General features: G+C 41.7%; 19 protein-coding genes. 14 read left to right on the plus strand and 5 right to left on the minus strand.

The features are described from left to right. Nucleotides 1–50: 50 nt before the first annotated feature. On the plus strand, nucleotides 51–1,463 hold the full coding sequence (locus tag AC6RV6_RS20050; RefSeq protein WP_500242653.1) for a protein kinase domain-containing protein: 1,413 nt from the start codon (nucleotides 51–53) through the stop codon (nucleotides 1,461–1,463). 188 nt (nucleotides 1,464–1,651) lie between these two features. Here AC6RV6_RS20050 and AC6RV6_RS20055 read toward each other — a convergent pair whose 3' ends face one another. Together AC6RV6_RS20055 and AC6RV6_RS20060 are read right to left on the minus strand one after the other, a co-directional pair. Then, complete coding sequence (locus tag AC6RV6_RS20055; protein ID WP_500242654.1) at nucleotides 1,652–2,095, minus strand: GtrA family protein; 444 nt, start codon at nucleotides 2,093–2,095, stop codon at nucleotides 1,652–1,654. A 45-nt stretch (nucleotides 2,096–2,140) separates the two neighbouring features. Next, a complete protein-coding gene (locus tag AC6RV6_RS20060; protein WP_500242655.1) occupies nucleotides 2,141–2,821 on the minus strand; it encodes a ComF family protein in 681 nt (226 codons plus the stop codon). A gap of 95 nt (nucleotides 2,822–2,916) precedes the next feature. Here AC6RV6_RS20060 and AC6RV6_RS20065 point away from each other — a divergent pair, with 95 nt between their 5' ends. The 6 genes from AC6RV6_RS20065 to rbp all read left to right on the plus strand — a co-directional run bounded on the left by AC6RV6_RS20065 (nucleotide 2,917) and on the right by rbp (nucleotide 7,079). Beyond that, complete coding sequence (locus AC6RV6_RS20065; protein WP_500242656.1) at nucleotides 2,917–3,288, plus strand: ferredoxin-thioredoxin reductase catalytic domain-containing protein; 372 nt, start codon at nucleotides 2,917–2,919, stop codon at nucleotides 3,286–3,288. Nucleotides 3,289–3,376: 88 nt separating this feature from the next. After that, entirely contained in the window at nucleotides 3,377–3,760 is a 384-nt protein-coding gene (locus tag AC6RV6_RS20070) for a DUF309 domain-containing protein (RefSeq protein ID WP_500242657.1), read from the plus strand. 85 nt (nucleotides 3,761–3,845) lie between these two features. Continuing rightward, complete coding sequence (locus AC6RV6_RS20075) at nucleotides 3,846–4,502, plus strand: LptA/OstA family protein (RefSeq protein WP_500242658.1); 657 nt, start codon at nucleotides 3,846–3,848, stop codon at nucleotides 4,500–4,502. A 73-nt stretch (nucleotides 4,503–4,575) separates the two neighbouring features. After that, nucleotides 4,576–5,304, plus strand: a complete 729-nt coding sequence (lptB, locus tag AC6RV6_RS20080; RefSeq protein ID WP_500242685.1) for an LPS export ABC transporter ATP-binding protein — start codon at nucleotides 4,576–4,578, stop codon at nucleotides 5,302–5,304. Between the two features lie 37 nt (nucleotides 5,305–5,341). Continuing rightward, complete coding sequence (locus tag AC6RV6_RS20085; RefSeq protein WP_500242659.1) at nucleotides 5,342–6,508, plus strand: LptF/LptG family permease; 1,167 nt, start codon at nucleotides 5,342–5,344, stop codon at nucleotides 6,506–6,508. A gap of 253 nt (nucleotides 6,509–6,761) precedes the next feature. Then, the gene (rbp, locus tag AC6RV6_RS20090) at nucleotides 6,762–7,079 is read left to right on the plus strand and encodes an RNA-binding regulator (RefSeq protein ID WP_500242660.1); all 318 of its coding nucleotides are present in this window, start codon (nucleotides 6,762–6,764) and stop codon (nucleotides 7,077–7,079) included. 261 nt (nucleotides 7,080–7,340) lie between these two features. Here the strand turns inward: rbp and AC6RV6_RS20095 are convergent, their stop codons facing one another. After that, complete coding sequence (locus AC6RV6_RS20095; protein ID WP_500242661.1) at nucleotides 7,341–7,805, minus strand: hypothetical protein; 465 nt, start codon at nucleotides 7,803–7,805, stop codon at nucleotides 7,341–7,343. Between the two features lie 59 nt (nucleotides 7,806–7,864). Then, nucleotides 7,865–9,556, minus strand: coding sequence for a protein kinase domain-containing protein (locus AC6RV6_RS20100; protein WP_500242662.1), 1,692 nt, complete (start codon nucleotides 9,554–9,556; stop codon nucleotides 7,865–7,867). Between the two features lie 321 nt (nucleotides 9,557–9,877). On the opposite strand from AC6RV6_RS20100, the gene AC6RV6_RS20105 reads away from it, so the two are divergent. The 6 genes from AC6RV6_RS20105 (at nucleotide 9,878) to AC6RV6_RS20130 (ending at nucleotide 13,137) form a co-directional block, all read left to right on the plus strand. Further along, on the plus strand, nucleotides 9,878–10,075 hold the full coding sequence (locus tag AC6RV6_RS20105) for a hypothetical protein (RefSeq protein WP_500242663.1): 198 nt from the start codon (nucleotides 9,878–9,880) through the stop codon (nucleotides 10,073–10,075). A gap of 66 nt (nucleotides 10,076–10,141) precedes the next feature. Further along, complete coding sequence (locus AC6RV6_RS20110; RefSeq protein WP_500242664.1) at nucleotides 10,142–10,396, plus strand: hypothetical protein; 255 nt, start codon at nucleotides 10,142–10,144, stop codon at nucleotides 10,394–10,396. A gap of 217 nt (nucleotides 10,397–10,613) precedes the next feature. Beyond that, the gene (hypE, locus tag AC6RV6_RS20115; RefSeq protein ID WP_500242665.1) at nucleotides 10,614–11,696 is read left to right on the plus strand and encodes a hydrogenase expression/formation protein HypE; all 1,083 of its coding nucleotides are present in this window, start codon (nucleotides 10,614–10,616) and stop codon (nucleotides 11,694–11,696) included. Between the two features lie 28 nt (nucleotides 11,697–11,724). Next, entirely contained in the window at nucleotides 11,725–12,072 is a 348-nt protein-coding gene (gene hypA, locus AC6RV6_RS20120) for a hydrogenase maturation nickel metallochaperone HypA (protein ID WP_500242666.1), read from the plus strand. Continuing rightward, nucleotides 12,063–12,965 (plus strand): hydrogenase nickel incorporation protein HypB, encoded by a 903-nt coding sequence (gene hypB, locus AC6RV6_RS20125; protein WP_500242667.1) that lies wholly within the window; start codon nucleotides 12,063–12,065, stop codon nucleotides 12,963–12,965. The genes hypA and hypB overlap by 10 nt, the downstream gene beginning before the upstream one ends. A gap of 43 nt (nucleotides 12,966–13,008) precedes the next feature. Further along, nucleotides 13,009–13,137 carry a hypothetical protein gene (locus AC6RV6_RS20130; protein WP_500242668.1) on the plus strand — a complete coding sequence of 43 codons (129 nt, stop codon included), beginning with the start codon at nucleotides 13,009–13,011 and terminating at the stop codon, nucleotides 13,135–13,137. 147 nt (nucleotides 13,138–13,284) lie between these two features. Here AC6RV6_RS20130 and AC6RV6_RS20135 read toward each other — a convergent pair whose 3' ends face one another. After that, nucleotides 13,285–14,109 (minus strand): acetylornithine aminotransferase, encoded by an 825-nt coding sequence (locus tag AC6RV6_RS20135; RefSeq protein ID WP_500242669.1) that lies wholly within the window; start codon nucleotides 14,107–14,109, stop codon nucleotides 13,285–13,287. A 676-nt stretch (nucleotides 14,110–14,785) separates the two neighbouring features. Between AC6RV6_RS20135 and AC6RV6_RS20140 the strand changes: the two genes are divergently transcribed. After that, the coding region (locus AC6RV6_RS20140; RefSeq protein WP_500242670.1) for a choice-of-anchor K domain-containing protein at nucleotides 14,786–15,503 on the plus strand (718 nt) is incomplete at its 3' end.

Raw genomic sequence — 15,503 nt, forward strand, 5'->3', positions numbered from 1 at the left:
GTTTTGTATTTTAGCAACAATCGAGAATTAAATTCAATGAATGAGATTCAATGAACAGAGTAATGCAACGCTATCAAACCCTTCAAACCCTAGGAGAATGGCCGGACAAGAACGCGGTTACTTTTCTAGCATTAGATACGATTACACAAAAAACAGTTATTGTTAAACAAATTAAGTTATCAGCAACAGAAACAAGAAATATATTACTCAAACAATATCAAGAAAGAGTTAAAAGTTTACAAGAACTCAAACATTCAGGAATTCCCCATTATTTGCATACTTATAAAGATGCTGACTCATTTTATGTAGTTCGAGAATATCTCGATCTCAAATCTCTTGCTGAAGTGCCAATTATCACATCAGAAAATCTCAAGAAAATAATCCTTTCTTTACTTGATATTTTGATTTTCTTACAAAAAAAAGTCCCTCTTATTCTTCATCAAAATCTAAAACCAGAAAATATTTTTATCGATTCTCGGTTTAATACTTATTTAGTTGACTTTCAGATTGCTGAATTTTTCAATCAAGAGTTCAATGAAAAAATAGGATTTCTTGCTCCCGAACAAAGAAGAAAGCAAAAAAGTAGTAAATCAACTGATTTGTACGGACTCGGTGCAACAATTCTTTGTATCTTAACTCATACAAAATCCCAAAATATTACACGATTGATCAATCAAGAAAACCGCTTTGTTTTCAAAGATAGGTTAATTAATCTCAACCTCGATTTTTTAAATTGGCTTGACAAAATGGTGAAGCTCAATCCACAAGAGCGATACCTTTCGGCAGTTAAAGCAAAAACTATTTTCAAACAAATTTCTATTGAAAAAATACAAGAGATTCGAGTCAAGCACCCCGGATTAATTTTTAAATCAACAAAAGCGAAAGAAAAATTAACTAAAACTCTTAGAATTAAGCGCTCTCTTCCAGCTTCGGTACAGGAAGGTATTTGGGAAGTCGCGCCTCATACGGGGGATTTTGTGGCTTCCCCTCGAGATCATCCTTGGATTGCGATCGCTCCCTCTCACTTTCACCGCAGCCAAACCAATTATAAAGTGACAATTGATACGAGTCATTTAATTTCAGAGCAACTTTACGAGCGTTATCTCATCTTACATACCTTTTTTCCACAAGAAACCAAATACCTTATTCCGTTAAAGGTTAGAACTGCCGCAATAGAGCAAAATCGTCCCCAAAATGCGGAATTTTCTCATTCTCTAAAAACGAAATTGTTTCCTGCTATTAAAGGCGAGCAAAAACAAGCTTATAATTTCTCAGAGGAAGAAATAAAATTAGCTCTGACTCGTTACGGTACGCCCACTTGGACGGAAGAAGATTTTCAAAATCTGATGAGAACATTAGGAGAAGCCGGCTATGGTTGGTTGACCAGTGAGGGCGTTTATCAACAATTAGAAAAAATGAAAGAGAATTTTCAATCGAGACCTGATTTTGATGGGAAACATTAACAATGATATGCAATTCACTGACCGATTGGGATAATTTTATTCAATCGCATTCCCTCGATCCGCAAGGATATATTCAACGAGGTATGGTTTATTTTAAACTGGCTCGAATTGATGAGGCGATCGCGGATTTCGATCGCGCTGAAAACCTCAATTCTCAATTAACGCCTTATCTTTGGGAAAACAGCACATTATTTCTTTTTGCGCCAAATCCAGAGAAAATTAGTCAGCATATTGACAAATACCGAGCAAGTTGTGGCAATAATCGGTACGATCAGGAATTTCCAACTTTCGATGATGAATGATACGTTTGTCATTTTCTCGATTTCCAAACCGTAAACGAGAAGATTGTAGATTCCGAGCCAAACGACAAAAGAACCCGCGATCGCAATATGATATTGCCCGAACCGCTTCCAATTGGGACGAGGAAAGCCAAAAACCCAGCGATCGTTGACAAAAAAGCGCACGATATTGGCAAATTCGGAAGCAACCAAAGAAGCAAACCATTCTGGCCAGTGAAATAACTCGATCGCAAAATAGAGCAAGGGAACATTTAAACCCGTGAACGTTAAACCCACAATCCACCAGCGAACCATCGTATTAGCCAGCAGGGTTTTGGGAGAAAAGTTTTTCAATTTGGCAAGCACGATCGCATCAAGAGGGCAACAACTTAAAATATCTTAACGGTTAGCGGTCATTTTACGGCGGGGGCTAGACGCAGCAGCCACTCCTCCCACCCGAATTCCCGAGCGAGAAAGGATTTTAGCGCCAGATTTAACCGTGTTTCCTGTGGTATAAACATCATCCACCAGCAGGACGGGTAAACGAGGTTTTCTTTGTCGAAAATCCTTCCCCAGCGCAAAAGCATTCTGCATGACTAATTCACGCTCTTGGTCGTTGAGATCGAAGAGAGCTTGAGTATCTTTAATACGCTGTAAGCCTTGACATTTTAAAGGAAAACCCGTTTGGCGACAAAAACTGCGAGCAATTAATTCAGCTTGATCGAATCCTCGTTTTTGGCGTTTTTCGGGATTCATCGGTAAAGGGACAACCAGCATTTTCGGCAAAGGACGGGAAACATTCAACCACGACCGACCGAGGTATTCCCCTAAAAGTTCCGCAATTTCAGGGTGATTCTCGTATTTCATCGCCGCGATCGCTCGTTTGAGAACTCCACCATAATGCCCCCAAACAAAAAGGGGTGACTCTCCTTGCCAAGAGGCTTCCGGCTTATCAATTTGACACCGTTGCAGTTGCTTGTCGCAGGCTCGACAGAGAATATCTTCCGCTTGGCGATCGCACAAGGGACAAGCAGCCGTTAAAAATAAAGACCGAAAATTTCTCAACCAACCCAAATTCATGTTCAATCTCTCCCCTCATACCGATGTGTCTGAAAAACCGCCTTGGGTTACAATGCTGAAGATAAAATATTGTTCGCTATTACACCACTAAACCCATGACTTCTGCAAATCCAGAGAACCAGCAAGGAGATAAAGCGCTCTCGGCAATGAAAAGTTTTGCCGAAAAATACGCCAAGAATACCAATACTTATTTCTGTATCGATCCGTCAGTGACGGCAGTAGTAATTGAAGGATTGGCAAAACATAAAGATGAGTTGGGGTCACCATTGTGTCCCTGTCGTCACTATGAAGACAAAGAAGCAGAAGTGAAGGCTGCCTTTTGGAATTGTCCCTGCGTACCCATGCGAGAACGAAAAGAATGCCATTGTATGTTATTTCTTAAGCCTGAAGATGATTTTGTTGGCGAACAACAAGATATTGAGATGGCAGAAATTCTGAAAGTGCGGGAAAGTATTGCTGCATCTTAAACAGTTATCAGTTATCAGTTACCAATTACCAGTTATCAGTCATTGGTAAACGGTGAATAGTCATCAGTTAACAGTTTTAGATTCTTGAATGTCAATAGAAGTGTTTTTGCAAGGGGTTGAAGAATTCAATCGACGAGAATTTTATGCTTGTCACGATACTTTGGAAGCGCTGTGGATGGAGTCCTCTGAACCGCATAGACAGTTTTATCAGGGAATTTTACAAATTGCTGTTGCTTGCTATCATTTGGAAAATTGTAATTGGCGGGGTGCAGTAACATTGTTGGGAGAAGGAACTCGGCGTATTTGCGACTATCAACCCGACTATGAGGGAATCGATGTTACGAAGCTATTTGAGGAAAGTTGGGAACTTCTCAATAGCCTGCAACAAGTCGCTCCCGAGGCGATCGCGTCTTTTGTCGAAACCTTACATTCTCAAAATTCTGCTTCTTTTCCCAAAATTGTCTCAATTTGAGGAATCTAGGGAAACTTGCTAGATTCTCTCAACGTCTCTTTTCAATGAACAATTATCAATTATCAATAAAGCCACTTTTATTCCCATGTTTGCTGCTATCAATTCTAAAAATCCTAACTCTCGCTGGCTCTGGGGTATAGCGATCGCACTCTCTCTACTGCCCTTTGGCGGAGTTTCTATATTGCGAAATGCTCGCGAGGTGAAAGCGCAGGAAGTCGGACGGCAAATTGTCGTGCGATCGGACATTCAAGAAGCAAATCAAGCAACGGGAGTAATGACGGCTCGAGGCAATGTTCGCATTGATTATCCCGCTCGGCAAATGCAAGGCACTTCCGCTCAGGCACAGTATTTTAGCAATGAAGGGGTTATTATTCTGACAGGTAACGCTTATGTCCTGCAAGAAGGGAATAGCGTGCGAGGAGAAGTCATTACTTATTATGTCGAAGAAGGGCGAGCCGTCGCAACTCCTCGAGAAGATCGCCAAGTTGAATCAATTTATTACATTTCCGATCCCGATGCCCCCACTTCTCCGCCGAAAGAACCGGCTTTAACCCCTTATAATCCCAAACCTGCTTTTAAAGAACCCTATAGCGATCGCGCTCCCGACAATACAGCCGTTTCTCCACCCTCGACTTTAGAACCGCCAAGGGTCTTTCAACCCGTCGAAGAAGTTATTCCCGATAACAGTGATTTTCCTCCTCCTCCTCCCATCGAAGAAATTCTTCCCGACAGCGATCGCTAAAATTAGGGAATAGATAATCAGCAATCTTTAAAACGGGATAACTGATAACTGATAACTGATAACTGATAACTGAATAATGATTCGATTAGAGAACGTACATAAAACTTATGGCAGGCGATCGGTGGTCAATCGCGTTAATATTAGCGTGAGTCAAGGAGAGATCGTCGGATTATTAGGTCCCAATGGAGCCGGAAAAACCACAACGTTTTATATTGCCGTCGGCTTGGTAAAACCTAACCAAGGGAAAGTTTGGCTCGATAATCGCAATATTACCCGCCTCACCCTCAACGAGCGATCGCACCTCGGGATCGGCTATCTGACCCAACAAGCCAGCATTTTCCGAGATTTGACAGTCTGGGAAAACATCCAACTCGTCCTCGAGCAAGGCAATGTCCCTCCAGAAGAGCATCCCAAACGCTTACAGGAACTCTTGAGCGAGTTTCGCCTCCACAAGGTATCCCGCACCAAAGGAAACCAAGTATCGGGAGGAGAGAGACGACGCACAGAAATCGCTCGTGCTTTAGCTACCGGACGCAACGGACCGAAATTTTTACTTCTTGACGAGCCTTTTGCCGGGATCGATCCCATCGCCGTATCGGAAATTCAACAACTCATCGCCGGGTTGCGCGATCGCAAGATGGGAATTTTAATCACCGATCATAACGTGAGAGAGACCCTTGCTATTACCGATCGCGCTTACATTATGCGAGACGGAGAGATTTTGGCGGCAGGCAACGCCGAGGAACTATACGAAAATCGTTTAGTGCGACAATATTATCTCGGAGATCAATTTAAACTGTAATTTTAAACTGTACTTTTTAAGAGATTTTGCAAACATAATGAGCGCAAATCAATCCAAATTTTCTTTCTATCGGCTTCTTCATATTTCGGTGATGGATCGCTATATCGTTGGCGAAATTCTCCCCCCTTTTCTCTTTGGTTTAGGAATGTTTTCCGCCTTGGGAATTGCAGTGGGAATTCTCTTCGATTTAGTTCGACGAGTGACAGAATACGGCTTGCCTAACTCCATCGCTTTTAAAGTGGCAATATTCAGCGTGCCACAATTTATTTTGTACTCTTTTCCCATGTCCATGCTCCTTGCTGCATTGATGGCTTACGGACAGTTATCGAGTGATAGTGAAATTGTGGCCATGCGAAGCGTGGGAGCCAGCATTTATCGGATCGTCGCCCCGGCTCTAGCGTTGAGTTTGGTCGTAACGGGAATTACTTTTGTTTTTAATGATTGGATCGTTCCTTCTGCTAACTACGAAGCAGCAATTACTTTAGAAAGAGCCTTGAATCAAGATAAACCACTCTTTCAAGATAAGAATATTTTTTATCCCGAATATGAGACAGTACAAGATGACTATGGAAACTCCGAGAAAATTTTAAAACGTTTATTTTATGCAGAACGATTTGATGGGCAGCAAATGCAAGGATTAACCGTATTAGATCGGGCTGAGGGAACCGTGAGTCAAATCTTAACTTCTGAATCGGCAGAATGGAATTTTACGGAGAATAAATGGGACTTTTTCAACGGAATTATGTACTTTCTGTCCCCCGATGGTTCTATTGATAATTTGCTGCGATTTAAGCGCCAACAAATCCAATTACCCCGAGCGCCTTTGGATTTAGCCGCGCGGGTGCGCGATAATACAGAACTGAGTATTTCTCAAGCGCGATCGCAGATGAAATTTTTTCAACGAGCCGGAGACGATCGCGCCGTTCGCAAGCTCAAAGTTCGCATTCAACAAAAAATCTCTCTCCCTTTTGCCTGTTTCGTGTTTGGACTGGTGGGAGCCGCTTTAGGAGTCTTACCTAGCAATACCAGTAAAGCCACCAGTTTTGGCTTGAGCGTGATTATTATTTTTTGTTATTACACCCTGTTTACCGTTACGGGACAGATGGGAGTTTTGGGATCGCTTCCTCCTCTTTTCGCAGCATGGTTAGCCAATATTATCGGCTTATCTGTGGGCGGAATTTTATTGCTGCGATCGGCAAGCTAATGATAAATCCTTGCGATGGCAGAGAAATTTATCTGGAAGGTGAGACAAACTTAAAGAAATGTATTTTCTTAAGTTTTCAAAATATTCCACTTTTCTGAAAAAGTGCTAGTATAGCGATCGAGGATAAAGAGCGGTGATAAACTTTGACTTCAGTATTGACGATTTTGCGATCGAGTATTGACAGGCTTCTCTCCGAAATCTTGGCTCACTACACATTTGTTCATACAACATCTAATCAAGGACAACACGGATCATGTCGATTTATGTAGGCAATCTTGCCTATGAAGTTACGCAAGAAGATCTCACGAGAGTTTTTGCTGAGTACGGGACTGTTAGTCGCGTTCATATTCCCCTCGATCGGGAAACTGCTCGCCCCCGAGGGTTTGCTTTTGTCGAAATGGAATCGGAAGCCGAAGAAGCTAAAGCAATTGAAGCTCTCGATGAGGCTGAGTGGATGGGTCGCGAACTCAAAGTCAACAAAGCTCGCCCTCGTAAAGAAGGGGGTGGCGGCGGTCGCGGCGGCTCTTTCGGTGGCGGTGGCGGCGGCGGTCGGAGAAACAACCGCTACTAATCCCTAATTAAATCTTAAATTTTTCCCTTTGGCTCTTGATAGTCTGAGGGAATTTTTTTATATTGCACCTATTTTGGAGAGGACAAACTGCGATCGGGAATTATTTCTTAATGAAAACTCGAACGAATTAATAATTGCATCGACAGCATGAGTGCGAGAAATTTTTGCTAAAGTATCAGCCATTTTTTGACCTTGCAATCTTGTTTAAATCAATTTTTGGTGTTGTCGTAAAACTGAGATGCACTTTTTTCTCTTGGAAAATCAGAGAACGCGATCGCGCCTGACAATTTTCACAATAGGCTGCATTTCCCCGATTTCTAAAGGTGGTAAATTGCTTTCAATTTCTCCTTTAATTAGATCGGCGAGAATCGCATTTATTTTTTGCTGTTGTACATTGTCCCGCTCGTCAAAATACTGTAAAATCTCGTAAGTTTTTTGCTTTTTTTCTTTCTTTTTTTTCGAATCCAGAATCATTCTTTCTTTACGTTGAACAGAAATTGAGGGTTCTTTTTTAGTAATCCAATAGGCTCGATAAGCGTAATTTTTGACACTTCTAGAAATCTTGAGTTTGGGTAAACTGGGAATGCAAAGAATATAATCTTGATTTTCTTGTTTGACTTGGAAATAGCCCCAAGTTCTTTCTTCTCGCCTTAGGAGATTCAGTAAAGCACTTTCTAGTAGAGGAAAAGCAGAATCTTGCTCGAATTGTACTGGAGAAAAGGTCATGGTGAGAATAGATAACGGGAAATCAGCATTTCATCATATCAAACAACGAACAACAAATATCATTCTTTTGTTAGCCATTGACAAATTGGCACAAAAATGAAATAGCTCACACTTAAGGAAAGAGCGATCGCCATGCCGATTAATGCCAAAAATCCCATTGTTAAAAATAAATGTGAAAACGACAAAATATCTTTAGTGATGGATGGAGGAATTTCTCCCCATTTAAGCAATCCCCAAAAAAATGCTCCTGTTCCTATAATACTTGTTAGTAAATGTAAGATTAAATATTGGGAAAATCCCAAACCTAAAGTTAATAACGTGACGCTAATCGCCAAAAATCCCCAAAATTTCTCTTGAAGAGAATTGGGAAACCCTTGCCAAAATAACCATGCGATCGCATAACTCAAAAATCCTGCAATCCCGGCAAAAAATGGATGACTGCGCTGTCGAAAGCTTTTCGGTTCTGCTAGTCCCCAAGCTGTCCCAAATCCCGCGATCGCAAACACTAATATATCCTGTTCTACCTTAATATTAATATCGAGGGCAAGTTGCGTGACAATTTCGTTCATTTGGCGGGCAAATTCTTCCCCCCAAATTGTATAGGAGATCAAGATCTGACCCAATATTACTCCTATAATTGCCCCCATTCCCCCTAAAGTTATTTCTCGTAAGGCTTCCAGACTCATAAAAGTAACTTTTTGATAAGCGATCGCGCTCAATTTCCTGATTTGTTTGACGGTTTTTCCGATCGTCAAATAAATCGGAATAAAAGGTTGCTTGAAGGTTTGCCAAGTTTTGCGAAGATGACTCAAACCATGTTGTGTTAAGAAATTGCGCCGCGATCGCATTGTTCCCAACCGCGCCAATTCTCGCTTAACTTCTCGAGCGGTTTGAGGACGGCGATCGGCGCTAGGATGAATCGTATTATCGAGTAAGGTCGCTAACCCTGCATTGACTTTGGCATATTTGCGCCAATGTAAATGTCCTGTCTCTGCATCCTCCATTTCTGTAGGATGTCGTCCTGTTAGGAGATGCACGATCGTGCGTCCCAAAGCATAAATATCTGCCGTGGGTTCGGCTCCTTTGCCGGACATTTGTTCTGGCGGACTATAGCCCGAGGAGAATAAACGAGTAGAACTGGGATTGAGATCGATAGGTTTTGCGCCGCCAAAATCAATTAAAACCAGTTGTGTTTCTCCAAATGTACTGAGATCGCTTCGCAACATTAAATTAGAAGGTTTGATATCGCGATGGACGATTTTTCGCTTGTGCAAGACCCCCAGAATTGTCGCAACTTGCCACAACCACTCGCAGGCCAAACGTTCTGGACAGCCTTGAGGATAGCGTTCTGTGAGGATTTCTTCAAGATTTTGGCCGCTAATTTTCTCCATGACCAAACAATAAATCTCGCGATCGCGGGTCTTAACTGAAAAAGAACTCTCGCGATCCTCGACTTTGGGAACTCCCGGATGGCGCAAATTTTGTAAAACAATCGCTTCTTGTTGGAATAACTGTTGCGCTTTTTCGCTGGTCGTCGTGAGAACTTTTAAGACTTTCTCTTGACGCACCTGTAAATCCCAAATGGTATAAATTGCCGAGAACCCTCCAGAGCCTAATTTGTGGATGGGAATATAGCGTTGATGAAGGCATAGGGAGGTACCGCAATGCTGACAAAATTTATTGTGTCCTGGTTGAGGATAAGGTGCGGGACAGTCGGGGTTAATACAGTGAAGTGCTGCAGATGGCGACATAGGATTTCAGCGCTAATGCGATCGCTACAGAGTCCAATTATGAACGATCTCGTCCCGAAAATGCGCGATCGCGGTTCTCTTGCTAAAGCGTCACGACCAGTCTGCTATTTGGAACGAGTAAAAACCTGCCATGTCACAAACAAAGCAAAGGCAATATAACCCGTTACTGTTAGCAATTCTAAATCAATACTGTTTTCTGCCATAATCTTTTTCCTGTCATAAGCCTAAGAATTTTACCATTTATAGAATTTCTAGAACAGTCAAAATGAGTAGATCCATTCTGCAAGTTAAAATATTCTTATTGGTAAAGATATAATAGCCATGTCAAAACAAGGTATTGATTTTAATGATTTTGAGGCTCTCGATATCCTTTGGCTTATCATTTTTCTCATTGCGATCGCGATCGCCGTCATCTTGATGTGGGGAAAATCTTCTGCATTTAGCACCACAATGTCTATCACTCGCTTTGGTAATGTTAAAGAAATTCTTCACGAATCTTTAGAAGCAGGATTGAATTAGGAATGAAACGATCGCAATAATTAGAAAAGTTTGCTAAAATCAAACAATGAGGAGGAGAAGCATACCATGTCAGATAAACGACTGAATGAGATTTTTCGAGATCTTGCCGAATTAAAGCGACGAGTCACTAAACTGGAGTACGGACAACAAGAACTTGATAATGTTGTCGATCCCAAAGGCTGGATCGGAGAAGCCTTTGAACGTTTAGAGGAAGATATCGACGAACGGTTTGAGGAAGTACAAACAAAGTTTGCAGAAGTCAATAACAAACTTGATATCATCCTCAGACATCTAACCGGCTTATCTCAAGAGGAGGATTAAATTAGGAGTCGGGTGAGTAATATCTACCTCAAAAAATGAGTTGATTTAGATCGCGATCGCATAATTTTCATCTAGATTTCAACATTCTTTGCGATCTGATACAACTTAAGATAAAAATTTGCATTTTATTTAGATTTTTTTTTGGCTGTAAGGTATTAAGATTGAAGTAAAGATAAATCAAGTCATTATTATCACAACTTCAATTGCCCCTTTCTAAATGGCAAAACACTCTCTATTTCAAAACATCGAAAAAATGCGCCGCCGTCCGACAAAAGTGCGAGAAAAAACTATTACTCTCGCCCATGGAAGCGGTGGCAAAGCAATGCGGGATTTAATTGAAGATGTGTTTGTAAACTGCTTTGATAATCCCTTATTAGAAACTCTAGAAGACCAAGCCAGAGTTGATTTAGCCGACTTGTTAAAGTTTGGCGATCGCCTTGCTTTTACGACAGATTCTTATGTAGTCGATCCTCTCTTTTTCCCGGGAGGAAATATCGGGACATTAGCTGTTAATGGCACCGTTAACGATCTCGCTGTGAGTGGTGCAAAACCCCTTTATCTTTCCTGCGGAATCATTCTCGAGGAAGGGTTAGAAATAGCGACCTTGCGAATTATTGCTGATAGTATGAAAAAAGCAGCCGATCTCGCTGGCGTGCAAATTGTGACGGGCGATACCAAAGTCGTACAACGCGGATCGGCAGACAAGCTATTTATCAATACAACGGGGGTGGGAGTCATTCGCGAAGGCATTGCGATCGCGGCAAGTTACTTAAAATCCGGAGATGTGATTTTAACCAATGGATACTTAGGGGATCACGGAGCAGCGATTTTAATTGCCCGAGGAGAATTAGCATTAGAAAGTGATATCTCTAGCGATTGCCAAGCTCTTAATGGTTTGGTAGATACCATTTTAGCCGCTTGTCCCGAAGTTCGCGCCCTACGAGATGCCACAAGAGGCGGCTTAGCAACAGTTTTAAATGAGTTTGCTTTAAGTTCTGAAGTGGGGATTCGCTTGTTCGAACCCTCTCTTCCCGTGCGAGAGGAAGTGAAAGGAATTTGCGAGTTATTGGGACTCGATCCTCTCTATCTTGCTAACGAAGGTAAATTAGTTGCTGTCGTCCCGGCAACTGACGCAGATCGAGTATTAGCAGCAATGCGATCGCATCCTACGGGAAAAAACAGCCAAAAGATCGGCGAAGTTATCGACTCTCCCCCCGGAGTCGTAATAATGAAAACAATTTTTGGCAGCGATCGCATTGTCGATATGCTAGTCGGCGATCAACTTCCCCGTATTTGCTAACCAATAATTGTTTATTGAATCACTGAAAATGCACGAACTTGGAATTACTCAAAACATTATTAACATAATTAACGAAAATGCAAAAGGTGAAAAAGTCAAACGAGTCACCTTAGAAATTGGTCAACTTTCTGCGATTATGCCTGATGCAATTCGTTTTTGTTTTGATGTTTGTGCCAAAAACACGATTGTAGAAGGAGCAGAATTAGATATTATTCTCATTCCGGGTTTGGGAATTTGTCGCGACTGTGGAATAGAAATTCCGCTCGATGAACCCTTTGGAATTTGTTCTCATTGTAACAGCATTCATCTCGATATTGTTCGAGGACAAGAATTAAAAATCAAAGAAATTGAATTGGAGGCAGAATTATGTGTGTAACTTGCGGTTGTTCTGACAACTCAAATATTACCCTAACCAATCTTGATACCAGAGAAAACAAAACACTCGGTCATCAACACGAGCATATTTTACCTGACGGAACAGTAATTAAACATTCTCACGATCGCGCTTTATCTAGCCATCATCACCCGGAAAACAATACCTCGAAGATTCACGCCCGAGTTCATGGAACAACAATTAGTTTAGAGCAAGAAATTTTAGGAAAAAACAATCAAATTGCCGCACAAAATCGTGCTTGGTTTAAAGGTCGTAAAATTCTCGCTCTCAATTTTGTCAGTTCTCCCGGTTCGGGGAAAACAACTCTTTTGACTCGCACCATTAATGACCTGAAAACAAAAATCCCCATTAGCGTCATTGAAGGCGATCAAGCAACAATTCATGATGCCGATCGCATTCGAGAAACGGGATGTAAAGCCATTCAAATTAATACCGGTCAAGGCTGTCATCTCGAAGCTAAAATGATCGAAAAAGGTTGCGAGGAACTCGATCCTCCTTTTCATTCTCTTGTCGCCATTGAAAATGTCGGTAACTTGGTTTGTCCGGCATTATTTGACTTAGGAGAAGCGGCAAAAGTTGCCATTCTTTCCGTAACAGAAGGGGAAGATAAACCCATTAAATATCCCTATATGTTCCGCGTTAGCGATGTGATAATTTTAACCAAAATCGATCTCTTACCTTACGTGCAGTTTGATGTCGAAAAATGTATTAATTATGCCCGTCAAGTCAATCCCAATGTAACAATTTTTCAAGTTTCTTCCACGACAGGAGAAGGGCTAGAAATGTGGTACAATTGGTTAGAGGAAAAATATCGAGAATTAGAGACTCCTTATACACAAAAGATATCGAAAAATTTGGTAAATTCGGACAAGTGATAACAACTTGCCCGAACGCCTTGACTAGTAATACACGACAGCATTGCCGCCATACCCATACCCCTCAGTCGGCCAGCAAGGACGAGGCCGCCAACAGACTGGCTTACAAGGATTCCAAGGTGGGGGACAAGGTTTGCAAGGAGGACGGCGACAACTCCGAGGCCGACAATAATTGATCCGATACCCGCAAGGATTTCCACACCGTCGCCGTCTTCTTCGACAGCATCTGCGTCTACCCATTTTTAACCTCCTATATGTTTGATTGTTTCCCAATGATCAGTCAATGTTTTTCTTATCAATTCGCAATTGAGAATTGATATTATTCTTCTGTGAGTTCGGAATCGACCAAATTGTCGATGACTCCCCCGGAGCTTGCCAAATTCGGAACTTCTCCTTGAGGCAAGTAATCGGAATCGCAGACAATACTTTGAGTCACCGCTCGAGCCGCGCGATAGGCTTTAATATTCCCTTTGGTTTGCGGGTCGTCATAGAGAAAAATACTCGAGCAAAACCGCGCATCGCAAAAGGTATCGCACTCAACAGTTGCCTCATAATCCACCGTACCGACTTGGATATGGGAGTGTAGTTCGCAATCGTAACAAGTTCCTTGTCCTCCATCTTCGCCAAGAATTTCCCCAGCTTTCACGGTTCCCGTTTCAAAATCGATTGTACTGTGATCGCAGGCTGCTAATAATTGATCGTTGCCCGACTCGGCAGGATTCAACCAACAATCAGCAAGGGTTAAATTAGAAAAGCCTGTCGCAAGAGCAGAAGCAATATCGACACCGGCAATATTGATTTGGGAGTAATAAGCGACAGAGAGGGCAAATTCTGCTTCCTCGCGCATCACTTTAAATTTGACTTTTCCGGGATTATACGGATCTCCGACAATGTAGACTTGTCTGGCACTGTGACCGTAAATTTGTACGGCATCATACGTCCCCGGCGCAACCTGCACGAGCAGATCTTGCTGTTCTCCAAACTCGCAATTCAAATTTGCCCAAACAACAGCAAAATCAGGAGTCGCAAAAGGATCGGATTTTGTCCCCAAACCCGTGTCATCAGAACCATCAGGAGAAACAAAAACGGTTATCGTATTTTCTAGGACAAGTTTTCCCCCTTGGGTAATTGGTTCAAAACTCATTCATTTCCTCCTATCAATTATATGTTTACTCCAGCATGACTGAATATCAAGTTTGTCTCTTGATTGCTGAAAAAGAAACTTTTTAAGTAAGATACTAAGATCTCGAAACATGAAAGAGTTGATTTTAATTAAAAATCTTTCATGCCTTATTGGAGATTTATAAACTTGACCAAAGATAGATCAATATCTGGAGCAAAGCTGCTTCTAATAAGCTCTTTTTCTCGCAAAATGTCAATTGCAGTTTATAAATGTTCATGTTGTGCAATTTTCTCGTAATATACATAGTCTCAATAGTTAAACTTTTGGGGAGTATTTTTGTTTTCAAAAAGACTCGATCGGTAGTTATTATTGGTAATATCGAAAGATCGTTGCAGAGAAAAACAATTTAAGTGTTATTAAAGCGATCGCAATTTTTGTTCTTCGTCATAGCGATCGCATTGATAATATTAATTTTTGGTAACAAAAGGTATTGATTGTTTCCAATTGGGAGTAGATCGAGTTACAAAAGATGAGGCACTCAATCTGTGCTGAAAGAGGAGGGTGCGATCGCAATACTATTAGGCGTGGTAAACCTTAGACATCTCCAAGCGCTAGAGTAAAACCCTACCAATGCCGTGCCTCAACTCGAATTTCTGGAGAAGTCGATAACAAGTTCATTTGTAGAGGAGCAAAGTTTGTGGTAACAGCAAGAACATCTGGTATTTGGACGGATGTAAAAAGTAAAGGTAATCCCTCTGCTGGGAGATTGACAGGTGTTGGTACGAACCAAATTTTTTGGGGAATTATCGCCAATCGAGCCAACAAACAAAGTTCTTACCGTTTTGAAGGCGTTCCTTCTGTTGAGGTTCCGTTGGACGGAACTGAATTCTTACTCGGAACGTTTACTCATTTCAATTTCACGATCACAAATGCTTATAGTATTCGTGAGGTGAAACTTCCGTTAACGCTAGAGATTGAAGGAGGAATACAGAAAACATACAATTTTCTCTTCAAGCATACCGAAACCCCCAATATTGGCGGTGCTGTCAATGATATTGTTGAAATCTCTTCAATTCCACCCAAAGCAATTATTACAATTGGGGGCAAACAATACGAACTTTCAGTCACGGGGTTTCTCCAAAATGGTAAACGAGTCACTCGATTTAGCACTCAAGAAGCACGGGAAAATAGCGCTCAACTCTTTGGTAAATTAGTTGAAATTCCCGTCCCCGAACCGCCAATCGAGCCGCCAATTGTTAAGCCTCCTGTTGTACCGCAGCCTTGCTGTGTCCTTCCCGTTCAACCAATATTTATTCCTTACCCTTGTCCTTATCCCATAGGAATTGGCTATCCGGGAACAGGCTATCCGGGAACAGGCTATCCGGGAACAGGCTATCCGGGAACGGGCTATCCGG

This window comes from Spirulina sp. LEGE 11439 (assembly GCF_059821285.1).

Bases quoted from the DNA above. Each gene is read 5' to 3' on its own strand.
- AC6RV6_RS20050 (WP_500242653.1), top strand. From the start codon at position 51: ATGAACAGAGTAATGCAACGCTATCAAACCCTTCAAACCCTAGGAGAA.
- AC6RV6_RS20060 (WP_500242655.1), bottom strand. From the start codon at position 2,821: ATGAATTTGGGTTGGTTGAGAAATTTTCGGTCTTTATTTTTAACGGCT.
- AC6RV6_RS20065 (WP_500242656.1), top strand. From the start codon at position 2,917: ATGACTTCTGCAAATCCAGAGAACCAGCAAGGAGATAAAGCGCTCTCG.
- AC6RV6_RS20070 (WP_500242657.1), top strand. From the start codon at position 3,377: ATGTCAATAGAAGTGTTTTTGCAAGGGGTTGAAGAATTCAATCGACGA.
- AC6RV6_RS20075 (WP_500242658.1), top strand. From the start codon at position 3,846: ATGTTTGCTGCTATCAATTCTAAAAATCCTAACTCTCGCTGGCTCTGG.
- AC6RV6_RS20085 (WP_500242659.1), top strand. From the start codon at position 5,342: ATGAGCGCAAATCAATCCAAATTTTCTTTCTATCGGCTTCTTCATATT.
- rbp (WP_500242660.1), top strand. From the start codon at position 6,762: ATGTCGATTTATGTAGGCAATCTTGCCTATGAAGTTACGCAAGAAGAT.
- AC6RV6_RS20095 (WP_500242661.1), bottom strand. From the start codon at position 7,805: ATGACCTTTTCTCCAGTACAATTCGAGCAAGATTCTGCTTTTCCTCTA.
- AC6RV6_RS20100 (WP_500242662.1), bottom strand. From the start codon at position 9,556: ATGTCGCCATCTGCAGCACTTCACTGTATTAACCCCGACTGTCCCGCA.
- AC6RV6_RS20105 (WP_500242663.1), top strand. From the start codon at position 9,878: ATGTCAAAACAAGGTATTGATTTTAATGATTTTGAGGCTCTCGATATC.
- AC6RV6_RS20110 (WP_500242664.1), top strand. From the start codon at position 10,142: ATGTCAGATAAACGACTGAATGAGATTTTTCGAGATCTTGCCGAATTA.
- hypE (WP_500242665.1), top strand. From the start codon at position 10,614: ATGGCAAAACACTCTCTATTTCAAAACATCGAAAAAATGCGCCGCCGT.
- hypA (WP_500242666.1), top strand. From the start codon at position 11,725: ATGCACGAACTTGGAATTACTCAAAACATTATTAACATAATTAACGAA.
- hypB (WP_500242667.1), top strand. From the start codon at position 12,063: ATGTGTGTAACTTGCGGTTGTTCTGACAACTCAAATATTACCCTAACC.
- AC6RV6_RS20135 (WP_500242669.1), bottom strand. From the start codon at position 14,109: ATGAGTTTTGAACCAATTACCCAAGGGGGAAAACTTGTCCTAGAAAAT.